This window comes from Alteromonas sp. AO-Serp, assembly GCF_017849675.1.
Taxonomy (GTDB): Bacteria; Pseudomonadota; Gammaproteobacteria; order Enterobacterales; family Alteromonadaceae; genus Alteromonas; species Alteromonas macleodii.
Genome location: NZ_JAFLMX010000150.1, coordinates 1 through 18,035 on the forward strand (window position 1 = coordinate 1; position 18,035 = coordinate 18,035).

Genomic DNA, 18,035 nt, shown 5'->3' on the forward strand with positions numbered 1-18,035 from the left:
GCTATAACCTTTGTGATGGATTGAGTTTCCAGCTGTCTAACAAACACACCTTCTTTTATTCTATTGAGTTACCAGCTGTCTAACAAACTCACCTTCTTATATTCTATAGAACGAGTTGGGTATAACTTACATCTTGGGATATTGTTATCGACATTATGGTGTATTGTTGATTCTTGTAAAGCCCATCCACCCACTAAGCCGGTTACTTTTACACTTATGAACTCAACGTGATTTCATCAGCTTTAACACTACATGTGCTGTTTTACTTAAATTTTGAACACCATATGTCGTGTTTTTATAAAAACGCTTTTTTAAGAATAAATTTATTTTTATGTCCTAGAAATAACTATAAGTGCTTGCATTCCGGGCATTTTACGCTTGTATAACGCTAATAAGTTAGTTGTTACTAACATAAATTTCATGCCAGTTTGAGTGCTCAAAATACCACCAGGTATTGGGTTGCATTAAGACAAAAACCTCACTATCTTGTTTTTGACGCTGGAAATTCGTACAGGGTGTAAGCGCTGTGGCTTTCTAGGGTTGGGAACCGAAAGGCCAGCGGCAACTGGCCTCTCTGAATCGGGACTCATTGTTTAGTAAATGGACCCATGAAGATTATCAATCGGCATTGGACATCTTCATGCTCAAAGTATCGTAAATGGCTATAAAAAATCAAGAGAGTTAACAAGTAAATTTGTACTTCAACATTACATATTTATAGAACCTTTTGCAGGCCCTGGCGGCTTTAATAAGGATTTCAATGAGTTCCTAATTACTTTAAGTTAGGAGCTAAATAATGGCTTTATTAAGATTTAAGGACACGCCATGTCCTCATAAATATGGCAACATCTGTACACATTCTGAGTTTGAACCTTTGGTGTGTGACAAACCCACCGTTACTGGAGGGTTCGAGCTATGAGTGGTAATTACATTGAAGGTAACTACGTGTTTTGTCGCTTTAGACGCAAGAAAAACAGTACAGAGATGTTAGATGCTCATGATTATGGGTATAAAGCGTGGCGTATCCCTATAAAGCGTAAGAGCTAGTAGGATACTGCATTAGTGGGGGCCGGATAGCCCCCATTTTTATATTCTCACTTTGGACAACACGCCTTCAGCTATCAGATCCCCAGTCTTTTTGTCGAAGTCTTCAGAAGCATCAGCAAAGGTTTTACTCAAAGCAACATCAACATCCGCGTTAAGTGCTTCAATGTAACCCATAGCCAACTCATCATTTAAGAACGTCTTAGCTGCATGTGACTTCCAATGTCTCATTTGAATGTCTGCCCAGATGTAATGATTATTTTTAGACATTACCTTCATGGCCATCCGCAGTTCCTTGCGTCTGAATTGATTTCTGAATGGATGCGCTGAAATCACGTCGTAAAGCGGGGTGAGCCAATGGCCAGTATGGTCAAGGTAAACACTGAAGTTCTTTGCGTGGCCATCAATACCCATTAACAGCCAAAATACATATTGCGCAAGAAAGAACTGATACATGTCATTTTCGCTATCAGTACTAAAGCGAAGCAGATTGGCTATCTCACTCGCACCCGGACCTCCATTTGCTTCATACTTTGACTGGCCAGCCCTACCAAGCGCTTGGCACATGTCTTCTTGAGTAAGTCGGTATATTAGGCCGTCCTCACCTTGCTGCCTATCAAACCGTTCAACCACCAGCGCTTTTTGGTCACCGAAAGTGCGTATATCCGCTTGTGCAACGTTGAATCCCAAGTAACGCATAAATCTCAGGCAGAACCATTCATTATCTACACTGTTTGTTAGCTTTAGCCCGTTTTCTAAATCATGGATTGGCAGTTTGAATATATGGGTTGTTGGAGTGGTACCTAGAGGGCGATGCCATTTTCCTTCATGAAGTGTCAGCGCGGTTTTCTCTTGTGCACCTGCAAGGGATATTCTGAATACGTCATCATCATCCATACCTAGTGTTTTACGTCTTACTGTATTCCTAAGGTGCGCTTCGATATCGGCATGACTCATTGCCTCAAGCTTCAATTCGTCGATCCCATCGACGGGTTCCGCTGTTAAAGAAAGAGAGCCAACGCAATCACGGCCAATCTCACTCAACAAATCCATTGTGTCTGTAGAGTAGGCGCCAACACGGTCAACAATTAACTTACGAATCTCAATGTCGTCCGGCAGTAGGTTGTCGAAGTAAAAGCGCACCAGGTCACCGGTGTGTCTCTTTTTGGTAAGCGGCATCGATAAACTAATTGGGTGTGCGTATTCTGCGGATAGCCACTCATCGTCGTAAGTAAATGCATGCGTGGCACCAGAGCGCTCGAATGTACCTACGTGCCGGCCATTGATGGCCACTGAGAGATTGTTAGTTTTTCTCCTCTTAGCCATAACTATTCCTTAGCTTTATTCTTACTAACAACCACCGGCGTTCTCGTTGGCTTACTGACAAACTTACCTGATTTCACTCTTCTTAATGGGCTTTTAACGTCTTTTGGGGCGTTCTGGGGAATACGCTGTCCACCAGCTACTGCTGCTGTCCCATCTGTTTTATGAGTGTTTTGGTTTGTCATATCGATATCGATATTGAGAACGTTTAGAACCATCAGCACAGTACCAAATGACACGCTGGTGGGGTCATTCTCTAATCTCGATACAAAGCGCTGGTCTTTACCAATTTTAGTGGCCAAGTCTGTTTGAGACCACCCTAGCGCCTTGCGTGTAGATGCTATGTAGTGACCTACGTCTTTTGGGGTCTTAATTCTCATTGTTAACTCAATATATTCCATAAGAAGTATATTTATAAATATACCTTATATTGCATATTTTTCAATATTCTCTAAAAGGAATATTATTTTTTATTCTATATAAAGAATATTTGAGAACGCGGCAAGAAAGAAAGGGCGTTACCTCCACACCGTTATTCGGCGGTTCTGGAGGTAAACAAAGCGAAACGTTGTGATACAACTGAGAGGCAGGGGGGACTAAAGCACCTGTTATCGGAGGTGCTTAATGCCGGGTTTAGGAATTTGATGCTGCTATTAGTTCATTTCTAATCGCGATAAGCAGCTCTTCAGCCTGAATGTTGTGACCTGCGATAATACCCACCAGCGTTAACAAATCATTATTGGGTTCGCTACTGCGTACCGAATCGATTACTGCTCTAGCGGCCGCTAGTGGGATTGATGAAATATTTCGAAAAGACCAAAGCGATAAAGAGAACAGAATTTTGCTTAGTTTCCAAAATGATCGAGGCAAGTCAATACTTCGTCCTGCTGGAGATTACAAAGAGTCATTGAGTTTTAGGCTGTATATTGTTGGCCAAGGTAATCATGAGCTTAAACTTCCTTTGGACGGGAAATCTGGTAGGCCAACACTTAAAGGTGGTAAGCCTCACAACATAGCGGAAACTTACAATGTGAAGACTGGTCTTGAAGCTATTTTTATAGATGGGGAAATGTTAGTGACCTATCAATATCCGGCGGGTTCAAAAGTTTTAAGTGCGGCACTGGCGGAGCGAATAAATAGAGGGCTCTCCAAATTTCAGAAGCAGATGCTGAGATGATTGACGAAGCGGTATTTTACAATTTCACCTTAACATCTTATACAATCAGAAATCACTTTGAAAACACAAAAAGTTATCTTCTTTATACCTTTAATTGCCTTCGTTGCAATGGATAGAAATTGACATGGCCGCTGGCCAGCCAATTTCTGAACCAAGTACCCAATAATGTTTTTGCAGTTCTTATTTTATATCTCTCAGTCATTTTATGCATCCAAAAAGACCGTGAAAAATTTTCCTTAAGAACGATGAGTAAATGGATAAAGGTATAGTCGCCGACTTCTTTTAAAAAGGCTTAGGTACAAAGGCTTTTTCAGTGGTAAATATAGACAGGTCTTTGCCTCAGTTATTGTGAATAAAATTATCATTTTGCAAAGTTTAGATTCTATAGCGCGGTCGTACAAAAATTAAGCATAACTACATTTTTGGACTTTTTTAAGAGCGTTCTCTGTACCGTTCTCTGTACCCCAAAAAAAAGCGTTCCTTTTTATTTTATTTTTAAGAAGTAACGTGGGGGGTACGATCAAAAAGTATGTCTGAATGGAACAAGAAGTAACGCTCTAGACATTGTTTTAATCAGGAAGTTGCTTTCCTTATTCATCTCGGTACGAGCAAAATGTTGAAAGAGTAATATTTATTCAAAAAATGCGAAAATTTAAGTGTTTTCTGATGTATATAAGACTACGTATTATATAACGGAATTGAGTGTGAGATGTTAATCTAAAAATATCATTTTCTAACCTTTCCGTATTGCTCTCCACAGCCTTTTTTACGATATTTTTTTCAAAAAACGACGTAAAAATATTGATTTTGGCACTGTTCTCCTTGGTACAAATTTATAATTTTTTTAAGGCCGTTTAGTGATACATCGCCGATAAAACTTACGTAACAATTTGGCTTATATTTGATGCGGGAATTCGTTTCCTAGGTGCTCCGCCCGTTAAGTTAACCTGCTTTTTTGTAATTCACTGTACACTACAATGAGCTGCTTAAAGCCGAAGCACTTTCCTGTTTTATCATTAAACCTTTGACGTTTTCATTTAGTCCTCGCTCCCATGATGAGTAAAAATTCGCGAAGTAAACGCCCGTTTTGTAATTTTCTGCCACTATTTCATGATCGGAAAACTCACTACCATTATCCACTATGAATGTGTGAACATGGCTGGGGCTTTTCTATAATATGCGCTTTTCATTGGTTCTTTTATTATCAAAAACAGCTTACTTGTCCGTTCGACAAGACTGACTAATATGCTTGCTCCTTGCTTACCTAAAAGCGTACCGACTTAGCAATCGCCGAACAGTTTCTTCTTGTTCACTGTAGCGGGGCGACGCTTGATGTTAATGCGATTAGGGATAATCAGACGCTTCGTGTAGCTGCCTTAAGGGTACTTAAGAATACCGCGAGCCAGTTTTATTTTGGCCTCCATTTTTCATTCACGACAGACTTAGCGAAGGCAATGGTGAGTGCTGATATACAATATTATGCAGCATCTATTCTAAGCTTGGTCGCTTTGTAGTACGCAAACATCCGGCAGGTATTGCGTACTATAGATTTTTTTCGTCAAACCTATCGGCGAATCGTATTGTGACTATATTTCAAACGACTTCTAATTCCTCAGCAACTTAAATCCTCTCTTAAGTAGACATCTTTATTAAATCGTTGTCCCTCGTTTAAGTGCTTATATTTCTTAGTAACAACTCCTGTTTTTCGCCACTACAAAGTTCAACCAACAGGCAGTCGCTCTCTTCTACCTGTTCAATTAAGTGTTGTGTACTTATTACCTTGATTCGAGATTAATAGCCACTCGAAACTTGTGTTTAGTAAAACAATTGTTAGGCTCTTATGTGTGTTTTAAGCCAATAATCAATATGAGACACTGCGCAAAATAGCGTATTTTGCCTCGATGGTGAGAATAGAGTAGGGCAGTCCGGCGATGGCAACGACACATTTGAGCCTCGATACGGACTCTCTAGGGGCTGTTGATCTTTGCTGTACATATTTCACTCAGCAGTACATCGGTAGCCACATCATTGAAAATGCCAGTGACACCATACTGGCATAATTCCTCGCCAATTTTTCATACCTAGTTGATATTGAACGATAATGTTTAATTCGTGCGAATGCATTTTTCAACTAAGTGCCTATATTTATAAAGGCACCAATCGACACTGTTTTTGTCTATATCTTGGCCATAATTGCGTTTCGGTATGACAGAAGTGCCTCCCTTGGCTTCAATATATTCCCGCAAAGAATCACTATCGTACCCTTTGTCGCTGACGAAAATATTTATTTCTTGCAAATGGTCAACCAAACTTTGAGCACGAGTAATGTCGTTTCTTTGGCCTTCCGATAGCTCAAAATATATAGGAAGTCCGCCACTATCCACAGCCAAATGGATTTTCGTAGAATTACCACCTCGGCTCTTACCTATGCATTCATTATCTGATGTCGCAGCACCTGTACTATGCTGATGGGCTTTAACAATTGAACCGTCCGCAAAGACCCACTCATAATCAGCAAGTTTTGCTAACTCATTGAATAACATATTTAATAGACCTTTCTTTGACCACAAATTGAAGCGTCGATAAATGGCACTCCAGCCACCAAACTCTGTGGGTAAATCTCGCCAAGGGATACCAGTTCTCAGGCGGTAAAGTATTCCTTCAAAGGTCATTCTGTGTTCTGGTTTATTGTAAATGCGGCCAGTGCTCTTCATTACTTGAAGTAGCTTTTGCCACCGCTTATCAGTTAGCATTAGTCTTGGCATGGTATTGAGTTGTTAATTTATTTTTGGCGAAACGAATTATAGCGCTTTACCATGCCGGTCAAAAACTAATCACGAAAGATCAACAGGCCTTAGGGGTGATAATTATTTTGATTTAACGGCGTTTAATATCTCTCCAGCGCTTATACATTGACAACCCCTAATGTCGATTTATTTACAATAGAGAGGGATTATTACTTATTTTTATTTGAAGACAGTACTAGCCAACAAACAAGTTGCGTTATTTTTTACCTCAATGAAAGTTCGCAACTGACTGTTAATTTTGAAAGCCCCATAGTCTCTAGAACCGTCACGCCAGAACAATCCAATGTTTCAGTTCCAGAGCCCCAAAAGGGTATTATTCTGGCTGTGGGTGTAATGCTGTTACTATTACGGCGCCGGCACCAATAAGTACATTCATCAGGGCGTTTATCTGTATACCAAAGAGGATTTTAGAGCCTTCCCTGCCGGTGAATTGATGTTAGGTCACCGCGATATGTTCAACGTCTAAGCGCAACTGCGTTGCCTTAATGCCTTAAAGTGCTTCCATCGTCCTTCTCATAATATTTCAGGCCGGGTGGCGGGCAAGTACCCTGGCATTTTGTTGCTTGAGAACCATAACGACGTCATTAATACCATTATCGCCGTTAACAGTACGAAGACGGCTATCAAACACCGCGTGCAGGATAGAAAGCCGGATGGTTCACACGGACGCAATCATTTGCAGAAGCACGAGTTCTTACATCAACACCGTTACGCCGAAATTATCTCCTATCAGCTGTATCGTCATATCGATGTCATTAACTGTCGCCCTGATACGGACACCGCGCTTAAAAGCGTGAACTTTTATTGGGCTTACAAGAACGCTGACCAACGTTTTTTGCCTGATAGAGCCAAACACTACCTTTACAACTGTAACTCTAGCCTCAACCTTAAGCAGCTTAAGGCGCTCTCAACGCGCATCGATGAGACGCAACATAGTCACCGGTTTTATGTCCGTAAAACTCGCAATGCATCGGTGAATTTGTCGCTGTATTACGAGGCAGCACGGGGTAAGCCGCTGGTAAATACCATCAATGCCGCACAGCCCGTTATTTTGTGTAATTACGAGGATGTCCCCACAATTTGTCCGTTAAGCGAGCATGTGCCGCAAAAACGCAAAGCAAATAGACAAGGGCATGCGTGGGAGTGTTTGAGTGAGACTATAAACCTCTACATGAGATCTATAACAGAAGAAGATAAACAACGGGAGAATAGCTAGTCAAATCCTCACTACTAACCCAAGCATACAAGCTCAACGACTTAGTTGACCGCTTCAATTTTAAATTTTTCTATTCTTCTATACTGCTATCAAGCTAGCATTTTTTATGAAGAGATAGCTTTTTGCTTTGCCCTTACGTGACGGCCCCAGTTTTCGGTAGGATATGTGAGCAGAAACTTTCACGCAGGCGACAACAAACAATTATATGAAGGTAATAATGTAAAGAGTTTCCATACAGCCTTAACTTCAGTACTTATAACTATCTATTATTTTTTTTCGAAGGTTTGCTATGGCCAGAGACCCATGAAAAACCTATGTATATAATTAACAATGCCACAGCTGTACCTGCAAGAACAAATAATTGTATTACGTCCATACCTAAATAACTGATCCTAAGTCTGCTTCATCTTTGCGATCCCATGCTGGTTGCCTGGAAATGGCGATGCAGCTTCCATAAAGCGCCGTACTCGTTGTAGCAATTCCCACATTTCAGTGCACCTGTGATTGCGGGTTACAGTTTCATGCAACGCATGCCACAACTTTTCAATTTTATTGACCCAAGGGCTGTAGACTGGCTGGAACAGCAAGGTAAATTTGGGATTCTGCTTCAGCCATGCCTGCGTCTTTTTGCTTTTACGAATAATGTAATTGTCCACAATCAGCGTGATGGTTTTTGCTTTCCGGTACGTTTTTCTTAAATGCTCCATTAGCCGGATAAATATCTCAGAGCATTTTGAGTGTCGCCCCACGTAAAGCACTTTGCCTGTGCCGGCATTTAACGCGCCGGCCAGATAGTATTTTTCATTTTGTCCTGGCGTTGGAACTAACCGCTGCTTTCCTCTGAACCCCCAATCCGCACCTATTTTGGGATTCAGATGAATATCCACCTCATCCTCGTAAAACACCGGATGTTCGGCACAACACTTCTCAAGCGCGGCTTTAATCGCTGCCAGTTTCTCTTCCTTGTGTGGATCTCTTATCCGCAAAGTAGGGGCTGCTCTACGCCAAACAATACCGAGTTCTGGCATCCACCGCCGTAAAGTCGAGCTGTGTACACGGATCCCAGTATTCTCCTGAATGACCTTCGCCAGTAATTCCGAACTCCATCGGCTACGCTGATAACCGAGATCTTGTGGTGTCCATGGAATCAGCAAGAAGAGTAACTGCACTATGATGTCACCCGGCAAATAAGCCGGTTTGCCATGCTCAGCATCTTTTAAACCGTCTATTCCTGATTCTTCATACCACTTGCACCAGCGACTGACCGATGAACGTGCTGCACTCAGCAATAACGCAACGTGCTTACGGGACTGGCCCTTGTGAACCAAAAGCACAGCATTTGCCCGACGACTAAAGCGTTTATCCTTACTGCGTTGAACGATTTTTTCTAAACGGCGTCGCTCAGCCCGGTCAATCAATGCTATTCTGTTCATGCTCAGTGTGGTTCTCGGTAATTTCTTTTTGGCGATTGATCTGATCGCAGAAATCACACTGACTTCCCTCTATGGGGTGATCTACACTTAGGAACAGCTATTTAGCCTCTTTTACTAACTCTCATTTTTCTTATTCCAACTGCTTTAAAAAACTTCGTTGCAATAGTAATTGCACTACCTTTTTGAAAGACGAAGCGTTGAAGCTGTTTTGTATATTGAAAATGGTCAAAAGCTACTAGAACGATTCTGTGTGAGAAAACTGACCTGACGTTAAACAGAACTTTCCGATATAGCCTGTTGCTCTTTTCTTAAGGTTTAATACTGGAAGTCAGCTGCTGGAGAAGACTAGGTTACCAGAAGAGTTAACATTTCACTCCCCCTAGGGCTAATGATTTTGGGTTGCTAGTATATAAAGCGAAAGAAGTAAGCTCTGACTTTTGTTTCAATTGTGCGCTTATGCTCCTTGCAGCTCTCAACAGCCATGTTGAAATTAATACTCCCCCTAATTTCAAAGTCGATTCTAATAGTTTTTTATTATCTGGCGCCTTAAGACAATTACAGGGTCTACGGAAAATGGGAAACATAGAGGGGGCGAATGCGAACACATAATAGAAACAGTAGTATGTAGGTAAAAGTAAGTGTCTATGCAAGTAAACTATTACTGTGGCGCTATAAAGAATATAAAGCAGGAGTTTGATTTGTAGGCTATTACAACTACACATGTCTGTATATACTTAAACTTTTTTATTAGGCTAAGTGCACACTAAGTTTGCTTGCTAATTGTAAATTTAAATAGGGTTTATGATGACTAGAACCGACTGGATTTTTAGTGATGAGGGCTATAGCTTACATCAAGAGTTTCCTAGTGGAGACAGTGTCTCTAATCCAAGTGACAATACAAACCCAGCAGAGCTAGTAGTCGACTTCCCTGTTTCATTCAATGTAACCCAAGGACATACCGGTGATGACGCCTTTTCTCAATTGTCTGTTGATATTCCGGCAGACATAATGGATAGGATGGCCATCGCTTGGTGCAAAAAAAGAAGACTGCACGGAACGCTCGGAGGTTCAGTTGGCCGTGAGTTTGGGTCCGTAGATTGTGATTACGACGAGCAAGCTTCCGAAAGCCTTGAAGAAGATGCTGAGTTGCAAGAACTGGTAAAAGACAGCGAAGAACAGCCTGAAATACAAGCAAAACTCGAGTTTGATAATATTTTTGAAGTTGTTGCAAGGACCAAAGAGGAAGCTAAGCGGCTAAAAGAAGAGTCTGATGATTTGATTCAAAATAGGAACATCAAAGAATCAAGAACAGAGCGCTCGATGTTACCTAAGAGACACAAGCGAGTGGCTTCAGGCATTATCGACCATATCAAATCAAATCAAAATGCTAATGACGAACCACTACTACTTTCGGCAATTGAAAAAGCGCTATTAGCCGACCACATAATCTCTTCAGACGAGCATTTTTTAGACTCAATCTGGCAGTTTGAAGATAAATTAGCGACTGGGGTATATGCACCGGGATTAGACGTCAATGGTCGATGGGTACTCGTTGGGAAAGATAGCCGCAATGACACACTGGTTGCTGCACTCGAGCCTCTTAGCGTTAAAGTTGTTGAGCGATTAATCCAACAAAAAAAGCTGACTTCAGAATTATCTCCGCGATGGATTACACCAAAATTACAATTAACGATGTATCATTGGGAATTAACTTAAAGGTTAGTTCCACTTATCTATCAAACAATTGCAGGCGGAAAGGGGCAAGAAACGGTTATTACTTTTACTTTAAAGCGAAAGTAAACTCACGAGAATCACCTATAAACTTTGAGAAATTTTTTTCGCATTTTAAACTATGGTAGCGATAAAAGTAGATGGCTATATTTATTCTTTATGGGTCGACAACGCTCTACTCTCAAAGCAAGCAGGTTACCTACTAACAGACAAAGCGTCTACAATATCCGAGCGTTGTTTAGGCATTAAAGACCGGCGCTAAGACTATCTATTCGGTTGAAAACCTGGCGCAGCGCAGTAGTTTTACAGGAGGCGCCCAAGATAATATCGAGTGGCGTTCGTCCACTGAAGTATTCGTTATTATTAACCATTCGCATAAATCCGTTTGTGTTTTGTCGATTGGAGAATATTGCCAGTAAGGTTTGATGAATATTAAAAATATAGCTAGCACACTCTAATTGCCTAGCATTAAGCGCTATATCTTCCCAACCTTGTTTAAAAGCTAGATATGTGTTCACTGATATACCGAGAATAGTGGCCTTTTCAGAGTCAGTACATCCCCAGCTGTCAAGAATCGTACTAGCTATATTGAGCGCTTCGTAAGTATTGGCTTCTAATTGTTTTAAAATGTTAGCTTTACTGTTCATACTGAATACCTAATGAATTTTTGTTCGATCAATTCGGTGTTTTAATGCGATTTTTAACAGGCCGCTCTCATCGCATTACATTAAAAGCATAACCGGACAATTACTAATAGTGAAGTTTGTTATATTTTTTTTTTATATTTAAATTCATTTAAGTGATAAAGATTTTCAAATTAAGGTTTTTAGTCGTTTTGAACAATCGCAAGAACGACAACACTTTCGAAGCATAGTTGAAATATAACAACTTTGTGGTCGTTGTTATATTTCAATAATTTCTTTTTAAATCAGAGTGTTGAAACTAAACAATTGTTGTCATTAGTAGTAGATTCATTACACTCAAGCAATCACCTCATGCAATATGATTTAAGACTTGAATGGATACAAAACTTTTCGAAATTGCACGCCCCTTTGTCTATAAACGTTCGCTAGCCAAATTATTAAGTAGCCGCCAGTATTTTCTTGTTTGGGCATGGAAGTAATATGCAAAAAATTCTTTCAACACCAAAAACAGTAAAGCGCTTCAATCAATGGAAAAAGGACATCGCAAATATTGATAACTACCGAGCGTTCTTGACTGTTCGACAAGTTAATAAAGTAGGAAGAAGGCATTGGCTCTTTTGTAAGCGGCAAAGACGCGAGGTTCACCTATTAAGCGATGCAGAACTATACACTTATCATAAACTGCTCTGGAGACCAGGCACAATTCGAGTGATGGAGCAATTTGAAGCTACCTCGAGCTTCCATAGTCACAAACTCAATTCGTTAAAAAGGATTTATAACCGATTGTTTTATAGATAGTCCAAGTCATAAACTTAATTTCGGATTGACAAAAATGAATAGAACAGCTTCAAAAAATTTAGAAGAAGCAATTAAACTACTAAAAGAGTTTCACGATATTTTTATGGATAACGGCAAACCTCGTAGTAAACTCTTAAAAACCTCAAAAATTGAGATTTACGCAAGATGTAATACAGTTAGAGGACAGAATCATTTTTGCTTAAGTACGATCGCTATTGACCCGATGATCCAAAATCAACAAGTTTTTACTACTCTTTTGTTATTCATAGAATACGAGTTAACCTATGACTCAATGTCAGTGGAGTCGGTACTATCGCCGCGATTGGCTGATTTTTTAAAGAGAAAAGGATTCAAAGTTACGCTAGGTGACAAATCGTCATCTGATTTTAAGGTTCACTGCAAAAACTTAACGAAAAATTTCAATCAAACTAAGGTGGTTAACAAAAAAGAACCTTAGCTATCATAACTTCCGTTTCACGCATGATAACAAGCATTATCATGCGTGAATGTTGACCTTCATCGCTGAGTTACGTAACCCATAACCGACTCGTTGGACTGGAGTTTCCACCATAACTCGACAAGCATTTAAATATTATGCGCTGAAGTACAGATTATTGACTACCTACTTCTGCTTTGTGCCAAAAGCTGCCGTTCAAATATTTGCAATCAAACGGCAGAAGAGTACGTGAAGCGGGCGTTGAAGCATTAAGATTCTAATGGCGGCAATGGGCGAACAGCGGTAATTAGATGATCATGTTGGATTCTTCAACGCCCAATCGCTGGGTTCAGATAGTGCTAACAGTGGAGCGCTGGCTCTAATATCGATACTAGAAAGTAAACCATATAATAGATCGTTTAAATTGTGGGCATTAAGATAGTGCGATACAAACATATCTAGGGAATCGATTTTACCTACAAAGCTATATGCTTCTTTTATATCTGGGTGATTGAGGAGCTTTTCGACGAATACGTAATTTTTAAATACGGGTAATGAATTATCTGCTTCAGCCTTACTTTTTGCTTCAGAAACTGCGTTTTCTAGAACTACCTCATCAATTGATGCTTCTTTTTTCAAGATTGACACTGGATCTATATCGCCCAGCGCATGACTTAGATAGTTGAAATACATATCTTGCCACTGCATTCTGACTATGCCTTTTTGAATGTCTTCATTCATGGCTTTAAATAGCTCATAAAAATTAGTTGCTAGATTAGAAAGCAGAGTTATTGAGTAAGCGTTCGGCCATAACACGTTGAGCTTATTTTTAGTGCCCACTCATTTTTAAGTGGACACCTATTTTTAGAGTGCGTCGGTCGTTTGCGTGTGAGTTAAATCGATGTTCCACAGCAACAGTTCATCGATCTGGTTGATGGGAAATTGCAACTTAGAATTTGAAGAATCCAAAATTAGAATCGTTTTTAAAAATAAAGAGATCTCGCTTGGACTATATCCTTCATCACGATTGTCGATGTTAGACGCTGAACACTAGGAAGTGCTGAGAGTTTATCATCGTATAATTGTTGAAAAGCCTCTAGGTCTTTAGTGACGACATGCAATTGATAGTCGGGAGTTCCAAATAAACGCTGGGCCTGTACAATCTGAGGAATGCCCTCTACTGACTTTTCAAACTGAATTAACGCATTTTTGTCGCCATCTTTCATCGTAACAAATACTAAAGCTGAAAACGTCAACCCCACCTTATCTGCCGCTACTTCCGCACGATAACCCAAAATAGCTTTGCTTTTTTCTAATTCTTTAAGGCGTCGATGGCAAGGAGATTTACTTAGATTAACTCGCTCAGCGAGTTCAGACAGTGTTAACCGCCCGTCTTTCTGCAATTCATAAAGAATTTTCCTATCGACTGCATCCATTGGAAAATTTTCCCTAAAAAGTAAGCTTCTTGAGGAATATACGGGAATTTTTCCTTGAGTTGAAGAATTAAAATGGAACCTATATTAGGTTTTTATGGGTGGATTGAATGTGGATATAAATGCTGTCTTCTCCTTTTGGCTGATTTCCATGATGTTCATTTTAACGCCAGGCGTAGACTGGGCTTATGCAATAAGTGCAGGTATTACTGGCGATAAGATAGTCGCGGCAGTAAGTGGTTTAATGCTAGGGCATTTTGTCGCTATTCTTTTAGTGGTTGCGGGTGTAGGGAGCTTATTATCAGCTTTGCCAGTGCTATTGAACACGATAGCCCTGGTGGGTGCTCTGTATTTGGTGTGGATAGCCGTGTCTCTTTTTAGATCCCCTCCGGTGCCAACAAACTACGCCACAGATTCATCTGTCCAATCTGATGCGACATGGATCAGAAAAGGCTTTTTAATAAGTGGTTTAAATCCTAAAGTGATGTTGCTGTTTGTCGCCTTACTCCCCCAGTTTATTGCTCCCTCAGGGTTCTCTCCTAAAATCCAGTTGTTTATTTTAGGGATGATACATTTTATAGGGTGCACCATTGTGTACTTCTTGGTCAGCATATTCGCCCGCAGCATATTAAGTAAGTCACCGGGCACAGCAAAGAGGTTCAGCCGTATATCAGCATCTATCCTGATGTTATTGGGGGCGGGATTGGTTTTCGATGCCGTGAAATCGCTCTATACGTCGCTGTAGCTCAATCATTAAAAATGAAGGTAAAGAATTAATGAGTGAGATAACGCCGCCTTATGCGGAGCAAAAAAAGATTAAGCAAAGTAAAGTCAGAATTGGCCATCTTCTTAAAATGAAAGAGGAAGGGAGAAAATGGGCAATGCTCACCAGTTACGATATGTATACCGCACAATTGTTCGAAAAGGCAGGTATTCCTGTCTTGCTCATCGGAGACTCTGCGGCTAACAATGTGTTTGGCTATGAAACGTCACTTCCTGTGACGGTGGATGAATTGTTGCCGCTCGTCCGTGCTGTTGCCCGCTCTACAGAGCGCCCATTGATTATCGCAGATTTACCGTTCGGTTCTTATCAAGCTTCACCAGAGCAATGCTTTCATACCAGTGTCAGGTTTATGAAAGAAGGATTGGCGCATGCGGTTAAGTTGGAAGGGGGAATTGAAATGATACCCCAGGTGAAAAAGCTATCTTCATCCGGCATTCCGGTAATGGCACATATAGGGTTTACACCGCAATCTGAACATCAGTTAAGTGGATACAAGATTCAGGGAAAAGAAGGTGGCGGAGCTTGTCTTGTAGAACTTGCAGAGGCATTTGAAGAGGCCGGAGCATTTGCGCTGTTGGTCGAAATGGTGCCTGCTAATGTAGGTGCCTCAATTTCAAACGCAGTTAAGATTCCTGTGGTAGGTATAGGAGCAGGCTCGCAATGCGATGCTCAAGTGCTGGTCTGGCAAGACATGGCAGGATTACGCACTGGTAAGTTGCCCCGTTTCGTAAAACAGTATGCTGACCTAAACTCCGTGCTCACCAGTGCCGTTAGTAATTACATCGAGGAGGTTGAAAATGGAACATTCCCATGCATAGAACATGAGTTTAATTAACACTCGCGGTCGCTATAGCCAGCGGTTGCATCATTTATATTTTTTTAAAGTTAGCCTGGTACTTGTTCTTTCATAACAATCAGCAATTTTATTCTATATCTCTGGGTCTATAGCCCCCTATACTACTAATAGTTTTAAGCGGATGAGAATAGCTAAATGCATGAGCAATTTTTTTATGTTAAAAGCCAAAATTTTTCGGGCTTGAGTGCATTTTCCGCAAAAATGACTGATTTTAGTTATGACAAACACGCTCACGAAGAGTACAGCATAGGAGTAACATGCAGTGGTCGTCAGGACTTTTATAGTCAGGGGGCGCATCACAAAAGTAATGCAGGAAATATCATTTTCTTTAATCCAGAGCAGGTCCACGATGGACATGCAGGAGCGGGGTCTCCGATGGAGTACCAGATGTTATACATTCCTGAGCATTTGTTTTTAAACCTGTCTAAATCATTTAGCGTCGTCGTAAAAGATAAACTTCACATAAAACAATCTCTTTTCCAGGATAATATCTTAAGAGATCAAGTTTTGTCGTTCTTCCAATTAATGAGCAATTGCGGCCAATATTCATGTGTTGAGGAAGAGTATGCTTTACTTAGAATTGTCCAATCTATCGTGCGAATTGGCGGTTCAGGTACATCTGCCTTAAGCCCTCAATCTCGTAAGGATGCATTGCTTATCCGCGCTAAAGATTTCATTCTCGAAAACTTGCAAAACAAAATCACAGTGGATGAAATTGCTAATGCAGCGAATATTTCAAAATATCACTTTATAAGAATGTTCAGTGAACAATTTGGCATGACCCCCCATCAGTATGTGCTTGCTTCCAGAATTAATCGTTGCAAGGCTGCCTTAGAATATGGAGAGAAGGCAATTGATGTCGCCAATAAATTCGGCTTTTCGGATGTAAGTCATTTAAACCGAAAGTTTAAAAACACCTTCGGCATAACACCAACGCAATATCAAAAGCAGTTGTCTACGTAATCTGACTGCTAATACCTATAAGTAGTAACCCATGATTGAAATTATCCTTTATGCCATCGGTATCATGTATACGCCTGGGCCTGTTAACGCCATTTGTTTGAATAGTGGCATTCAAAAGCAGAAAGTTATTATTTCTTTTTGTGCTGGAGTCGCTCTGGCTATGTTTATCTTATTTTCGTCTGTTTCTATTGTAGGTGAAAAACTGATGAACGAGGATATGTTGCAGTGGACCTCAGTAATTGGTGCTCTTTACATCCTGTGGTTGGCATACAAAATATTTACTAGCCCAGTAATTAATGAGCCTGAATCTGAACCTAAGGTTCTTTCGTTACGCGATGGCTTAATGCTTCAATTACTGAATCCAAAAGGTATAACGGTTGCCTTACCTGTTGCAACGGTTCAGTTTCCAGCCGCAGGAATAACGGGGCTGCATATCGTAATGTGGTGTGCAGGATTGGCTGTTCTCGCATTCGGCGCCCCTCTGTCATATTACCTGTTAGGCAAACTTCTGGGCAGAAATATAAGACAGGAACGATACCTAACAATAGTCAATAAGTTGATGGCGTTTTTTTTAGTGTTTGTAGGCATAAATATGGGAATAACCCCTTTTCTGTATACCACGTAATATTTGATATGAAAAAGGTGAAACATGACGTTTGATACTAAATTCGCAATTGTTATAGCCAGTGACTTACCGACATGGCAAAAACTTAATGTTGTCGCGTTTTTGTCTGGAGGCGTCACTTCAACAGATAAAATTACAAAAGGAAGTACGTATTCCGATGCTTCTGATAAAGAGTATTTGCCATTAGGTGTTCAACCCACCATGGTTTTGAAAGCTCAAAGAAATAAGCTTTTAACAATTGTTCAGCGGGCAAATCGCGAAAACGAAAAAATAGCCCTTTTTATTGAAGATATGTTTACCACCGGAGATGATGAATCGAATCGCAATACTGTCAAAAAATATAAAACCGAAGACTTGCCTGTAGTTGGCATTGCAATTTGTGCTGAGAAAAAGCTTGTGGATAAAATCATCAAAGGCGCCAAACTGCACGATTAGCCTCACCTCAACTACTTTATTCCCGCTTCTGACCAGTGACAGAAATCCAGTGTAATAAGCCTGACCGTCCGCTTATTGTCTGAAGCGGACTTGCGCAAAAGTTATGTCCAACGTCCGCTTTACGCTCATAGCTGCCTGTCAGATGGAGTCAAAACCGACTCATCGAAACTGTGAGATCAGATATGAGCTACTACAAATTATGGTGTTAACACCAAGCGATTTTGTCGTACTTTAATTACCACGCGATTCTGTCGTAGTCGCTAATTACCAAGGGAAATTGACGGTTATCTTTAACCGTGTTCTTTGAATGTTTTGTTTGTGCATTTGAGG

At 40.5% G+C, this 18,035-nt stretch carries 18 protein-coding genes; 10 read left to right on the plus strand and 8 right to left on the minus strand.

Annotation, left to right across the window (positions count from 1 at the left end; translation table 11 throughout):
• Window positions 1-915 precede the first annotated feature (915 nt).
• Complete coding sequence (locus QVA83_RS11075) at window positions 916-1,047, plus strand: hypothetical protein (RefSeq protein ID WP_262385800.1); 132 nt, start codon at window positions 916-918, stop codon at window positions 1,045-1,047.
• A gap of 39 nt (window positions 1,048-1,086) precedes the next feature.
• Here the strand turns inward: QVA83_RS11075 and QVA83_RS11080 are convergent, their stop codons facing one another.
• From QVA83_RS11080 to QVA83_RS11090, 3 genes are all read right to left on the minus strand, one after another.
• Entirely contained in the window at window positions 1,087-2,370 is a 1,284-nt protein-coding gene (locus QVA83_RS11080) for a type II toxin-antitoxin system HipA family toxin (RefSeq protein ID WP_156079193.1), read from the minus strand.
• 2 nt (window positions 2,371-2,372) lie between these two features.
• Entirely contained in the window at window positions 2,373-2,747 is a 375-nt protein-coding gene (locus tag QVA83_RS11085; RefSeq protein WP_081106153.1) for a helix-turn-helix domain-containing protein, read from the minus strand.
• Between the two features lie 253 nt (window positions 2,748-3,000).
• Complete coding sequence (locus QVA83_RS11090; RefSeq protein ID WP_156079192.1) at window positions 3,001-3,237, minus strand: hypothetical protein; 237 nt, start codon at window positions 3,235-3,237, stop codon at window positions 3,001-3,003.
• Between the two features lie 2,238 nt (window positions 3,238-5,475).
• Here QVA83_RS11090 and QVA83_RS11095 point away from each other — a divergent pair.
• The gene (locus QVA83_RS11095; protein WP_263615099.1) at window positions 5,476-5,604 is read left to right on the plus strand and encodes a hypothetical protein; all 129 of its coding nucleotides are present in this window, start codon (window positions 5,476-5,478) and stop codon (window positions 5,602-5,604) included.
• Here QVA83_RS11095 and QVA83_RS11100 read toward each other — a convergent pair.
• Window positions 5,547-6,309 (minus strand): IS5 family transposase gene (locus QVA83_RS11100; protein WP_156079191.1). Its coding sequence is split into 2 segments (ribosomal slippage): window positions 5,547-5,669 and window positions 5,671-6,309, totalling 762 coding nucleotides; the frame shifts between segments, so codons are not numbered across the junction. The genes QVA83_RS11095 and QVA83_RS11100 overlap by 58 nt on opposite strands.
• Window positions 6,310-6,823: 514 nt before the next feature.
• Here QVA83_RS11100 and QVA83_RS11105 point away from each other — a divergent pair.
• Window positions 6,824-7,567 (plus strand): DNA replication terminus site-binding protein, encoded by a 744-nt coding sequence (locus QVA83_RS11105; RefSeq protein ID WP_156079190.1) that lies wholly within the window; start codon window positions 6,824-6,826, stop codon window positions 7,565-7,567.
• A gap of 392 nt (window positions 7,568-7,959) precedes the next feature.
• Here the strand turns inward: QVA83_RS11105 and QVA83_RS11110 are convergent, their stop codons facing one another.
• Complete coding sequence (locus tag QVA83_RS11110; RefSeq protein WP_061487076.1) at window positions 7,960-9,000, minus strand: IS630 family transposase; 1,041 nt, start codon at window positions 8,998-9,000, stop codon at window positions 7,960-7,962.
• Window positions 9,001-9,801: 801 nt separating this feature from the next.
• Between QVA83_RS11110 and QVA83_RS11115 the strand changes: the two genes are divergently transcribed.
• Window positions 9,802-10,716 (plus strand): hypothetical protein, encoded by a 915-nt coding sequence (locus QVA83_RS11115; protein ID WP_156079189.1) that lies wholly within the window; start codon window positions 9,802-9,804, stop codon window positions 10,714-10,716.
• A 260-nt stretch (window positions 10,717-10,976) separates the two neighbouring features.
• Here the strand turns inward: QVA83_RS11115 and QVA83_RS11120 are convergent, their stop codons facing one another.
• Window positions 10,977-11,378: a hypothetical protein gene (locus QVA83_RS11120; protein ID WP_061487078.1), complete on the minus strand. Its 402-nt coding sequence runs from the start codon at window positions 11,376-11,378 to the stop codon at window positions 10,977-10,979.
• Window positions 11,379-12,207: 829 nt separating this feature from the next.
• Here QVA83_RS11120 and QVA83_RS11125 point away from each other — a divergent pair.
• Window positions 12,208-12,630 (plus strand): hypothetical protein, encoded by a 423-nt coding sequence (locus QVA83_RS11125; RefSeq protein ID WP_061487080.1) that lies wholly within the window; start codon window positions 12,208-12,210, stop codon window positions 12,628-12,630.
• 294 nt (window positions 12,631-12,924) lie between these two features.
• On the opposite strand, the gene QVA83_RS11130 is transcribed toward QVA83_RS11125, so the two are convergent.
• Together QVA83_RS11130 and QVA83_RS11135 are read right to left on the minus strand one after the other, a co-directional pair.
• Window positions 12,925-13,350 (minus strand): hypothetical protein, encoded by a 426-nt coding sequence (locus QVA83_RS11130; RefSeq protein ID WP_156079188.1) that lies wholly within the window; start codon window positions 13,348-13,350, stop codon window positions 12,925-12,927.
• 242 nt (window positions 13,351-13,592) lie between these two features.
• Window positions 13,593-14,045: an Lrp/AsnC family transcriptional regulator gene (locus QVA83_RS11135; RefSeq protein ID WP_156079187.1), complete on the minus strand. Its 453-nt coding sequence runs from the start codon at window positions 14,043-14,045 to the stop codon at window positions 13,593-13,595.
• 148 nt (window positions 14,046-14,193) lie between these two features.
• Here QVA83_RS11135 and QVA83_RS11140 point away from each other — a divergent pair, with 148 nt between their 5' ends.
• The 5 genes from QVA83_RS11140 (at window position 14,194) to QVA83_RS11160 (ending at window position 17,705) form a co-directional block, all read left to right on the plus strand.
• Entirely contained in the window at window positions 14,194-14,787 is a 594-nt protein-coding gene (locus QVA83_RS11140; RefSeq protein ID WP_231514753.1) for a LysE family translocator, read from the plus strand.
• Between the two features lie 31 nt (window positions 14,788-14,818).
• Window positions 14,819-15,661 (plus strand): 3-methyl-2-oxobutanoate hydroxymethyltransferase, encoded by an 843-nt coding sequence (gene panB / locus QVA83_RS11145; RefSeq protein WP_156079185.1) that lies wholly within the window; start codon window positions 14,819-14,821, stop codon window positions 15,659-15,661.
• 156 nt (window positions 15,662-15,817) lie between these two features.
• Window positions 15,818-16,645, plus strand: a complete 828-nt coding sequence (locus QVA83_RS11150) for an AraC family transcriptional regulator (protein ID WP_156079184.1) — start codon at window positions 15,818-15,820, stop codon at window positions 16,643-16,645.
• A gap of 31 nt (window positions 16,646-16,676) precedes the next feature.
• Window positions 16,677-17,270, plus strand: coding sequence for a LysE family translocator (locus QVA83_RS11155; protein ID WP_156079183.1), 594 nt, complete (start codon window positions 16,677-16,679; stop codon window positions 17,268-17,270).
• Window positions 17,271-17,294: 24 nt separating this feature from the next.
• Window positions 17,295-17,705 (plus strand): DUF2000 family protein, encoded by a 411-nt coding sequence (locus tag QVA83_RS11160; RefSeq protein WP_156079182.1) that lies wholly within the window; start codon window positions 17,295-17,297, stop codon window positions 17,703-17,705.
• Window positions 17,706-18,035: the final 330 nt, after the last annotated feature.

What these genes read in the sequence shown, in the direction of transcription:
- QVA83_RS11110 (WP_061487076.1), bottom strand. Translation starts at nt 9,000, where the DNA reads ATGAACAGAATAGCATTGATTGACCGGGCTGAGCGACGCCGTTTAGAA.
- QVA83_RS11075 (WP_262385800.1), top strand. Translation starts at nt 916, where the DNA reads ATGAGTGGTAATTACATTGAAGGTAACTACGTGTTTTGTCGCTTTAGA.
- QVA83_RS11095 (WP_263615099.1), top strand. Translation starts at nt 5,476, where the DNA reads ATGGCAACGACACATTTGAGCCTCGATACGGACTCTCTAGGGGCTGTT.
- QVA83_RS11155 (WP_156079183.1), top strand. Translation starts at nt 16,677, where the DNA reads ATGATTGAAATTATCCTTTATGCCATCGGTATCATGTATACGCCTGGG.
- QVA83_RS11135 (WP_156079187.1), bottom strand. Translation starts at nt 14,045, where the DNA reads ATGGATGCAGTCGATAGGAAAATTCTTTATGAATTGCAGAAAGACGGG.
- QVA83_RS11125 (WP_061487080.1), top strand. Translation starts at nt 12,208, where the DNA reads ATGAATAGAACAGCTTCAAAAAATTTAGAAGAAGCAATTAAACTACTA.
- QVA83_RS11085 (WP_081106153.1), bottom strand. Translation starts at nt 2,747, where the DNA reads ATGAGAATTAAGACCCCAAAAGACGTAGGTCACTACATAGCATCTACA.
- QVA83_RS11115 (WP_156079189.1), top strand. Translation starts at nt 9,802, where the DNA reads ATGATGACTAGAACCGACTGGATTTTTAGTGATGAGGGCTATAGCTTA.
- QVA83_RS11140 (WP_231514753.1), top strand. Translation starts at nt 14,194, where the DNA reads ATGATGTTCATTTTAACGCCAGGCGTAGACTGGGCTTATGCAATAAGT.
- QVA83_RS11120 (WP_061487078.1), bottom strand. Translation starts at nt 11,378, where the DNA reads ATGAACAGTAAAGCTAACATTTTAAAACAATTAGAAGCCAATACTTAC.
- QVA83_RS11080 (WP_156079193.1), bottom strand. Translation starts at nt 2,370, where the DNA reads ATGGCTAAGAGGAGAAAAACTAACAATCTCTCAGTGGCCATCAATGGC.
- QVA83_RS11150 (WP_156079184.1), top strand. Translation starts at nt 15,818, where the DNA reads ATGCATGAGCAATTTTTTTATGTTAAAAGCCAAAATTTTTCGGGCTTG.
- QVA83_RS11160 (WP_156079182.1), top strand. Translation starts at nt 17,295, where the DNA reads ATGACGTTTGATACTAAATTCGCAATTGTTATAGCCAGTGACTTACCG.
- QVA83_RS11130 (WP_156079188.1), bottom strand. Translation starts at nt 13,350, where the DNA reads ATGAATGAAGACATTCAAAAAGGCATAGTCAGAATGCAGTGGCAAGAT.
- panB (WP_156079185.1), top strand. Translation starts at nt 14,819, where the DNA reads ATGAGTGAGATAACGCCGCCTTATGCGGAGCAAAAAAAGATTAAGCAA.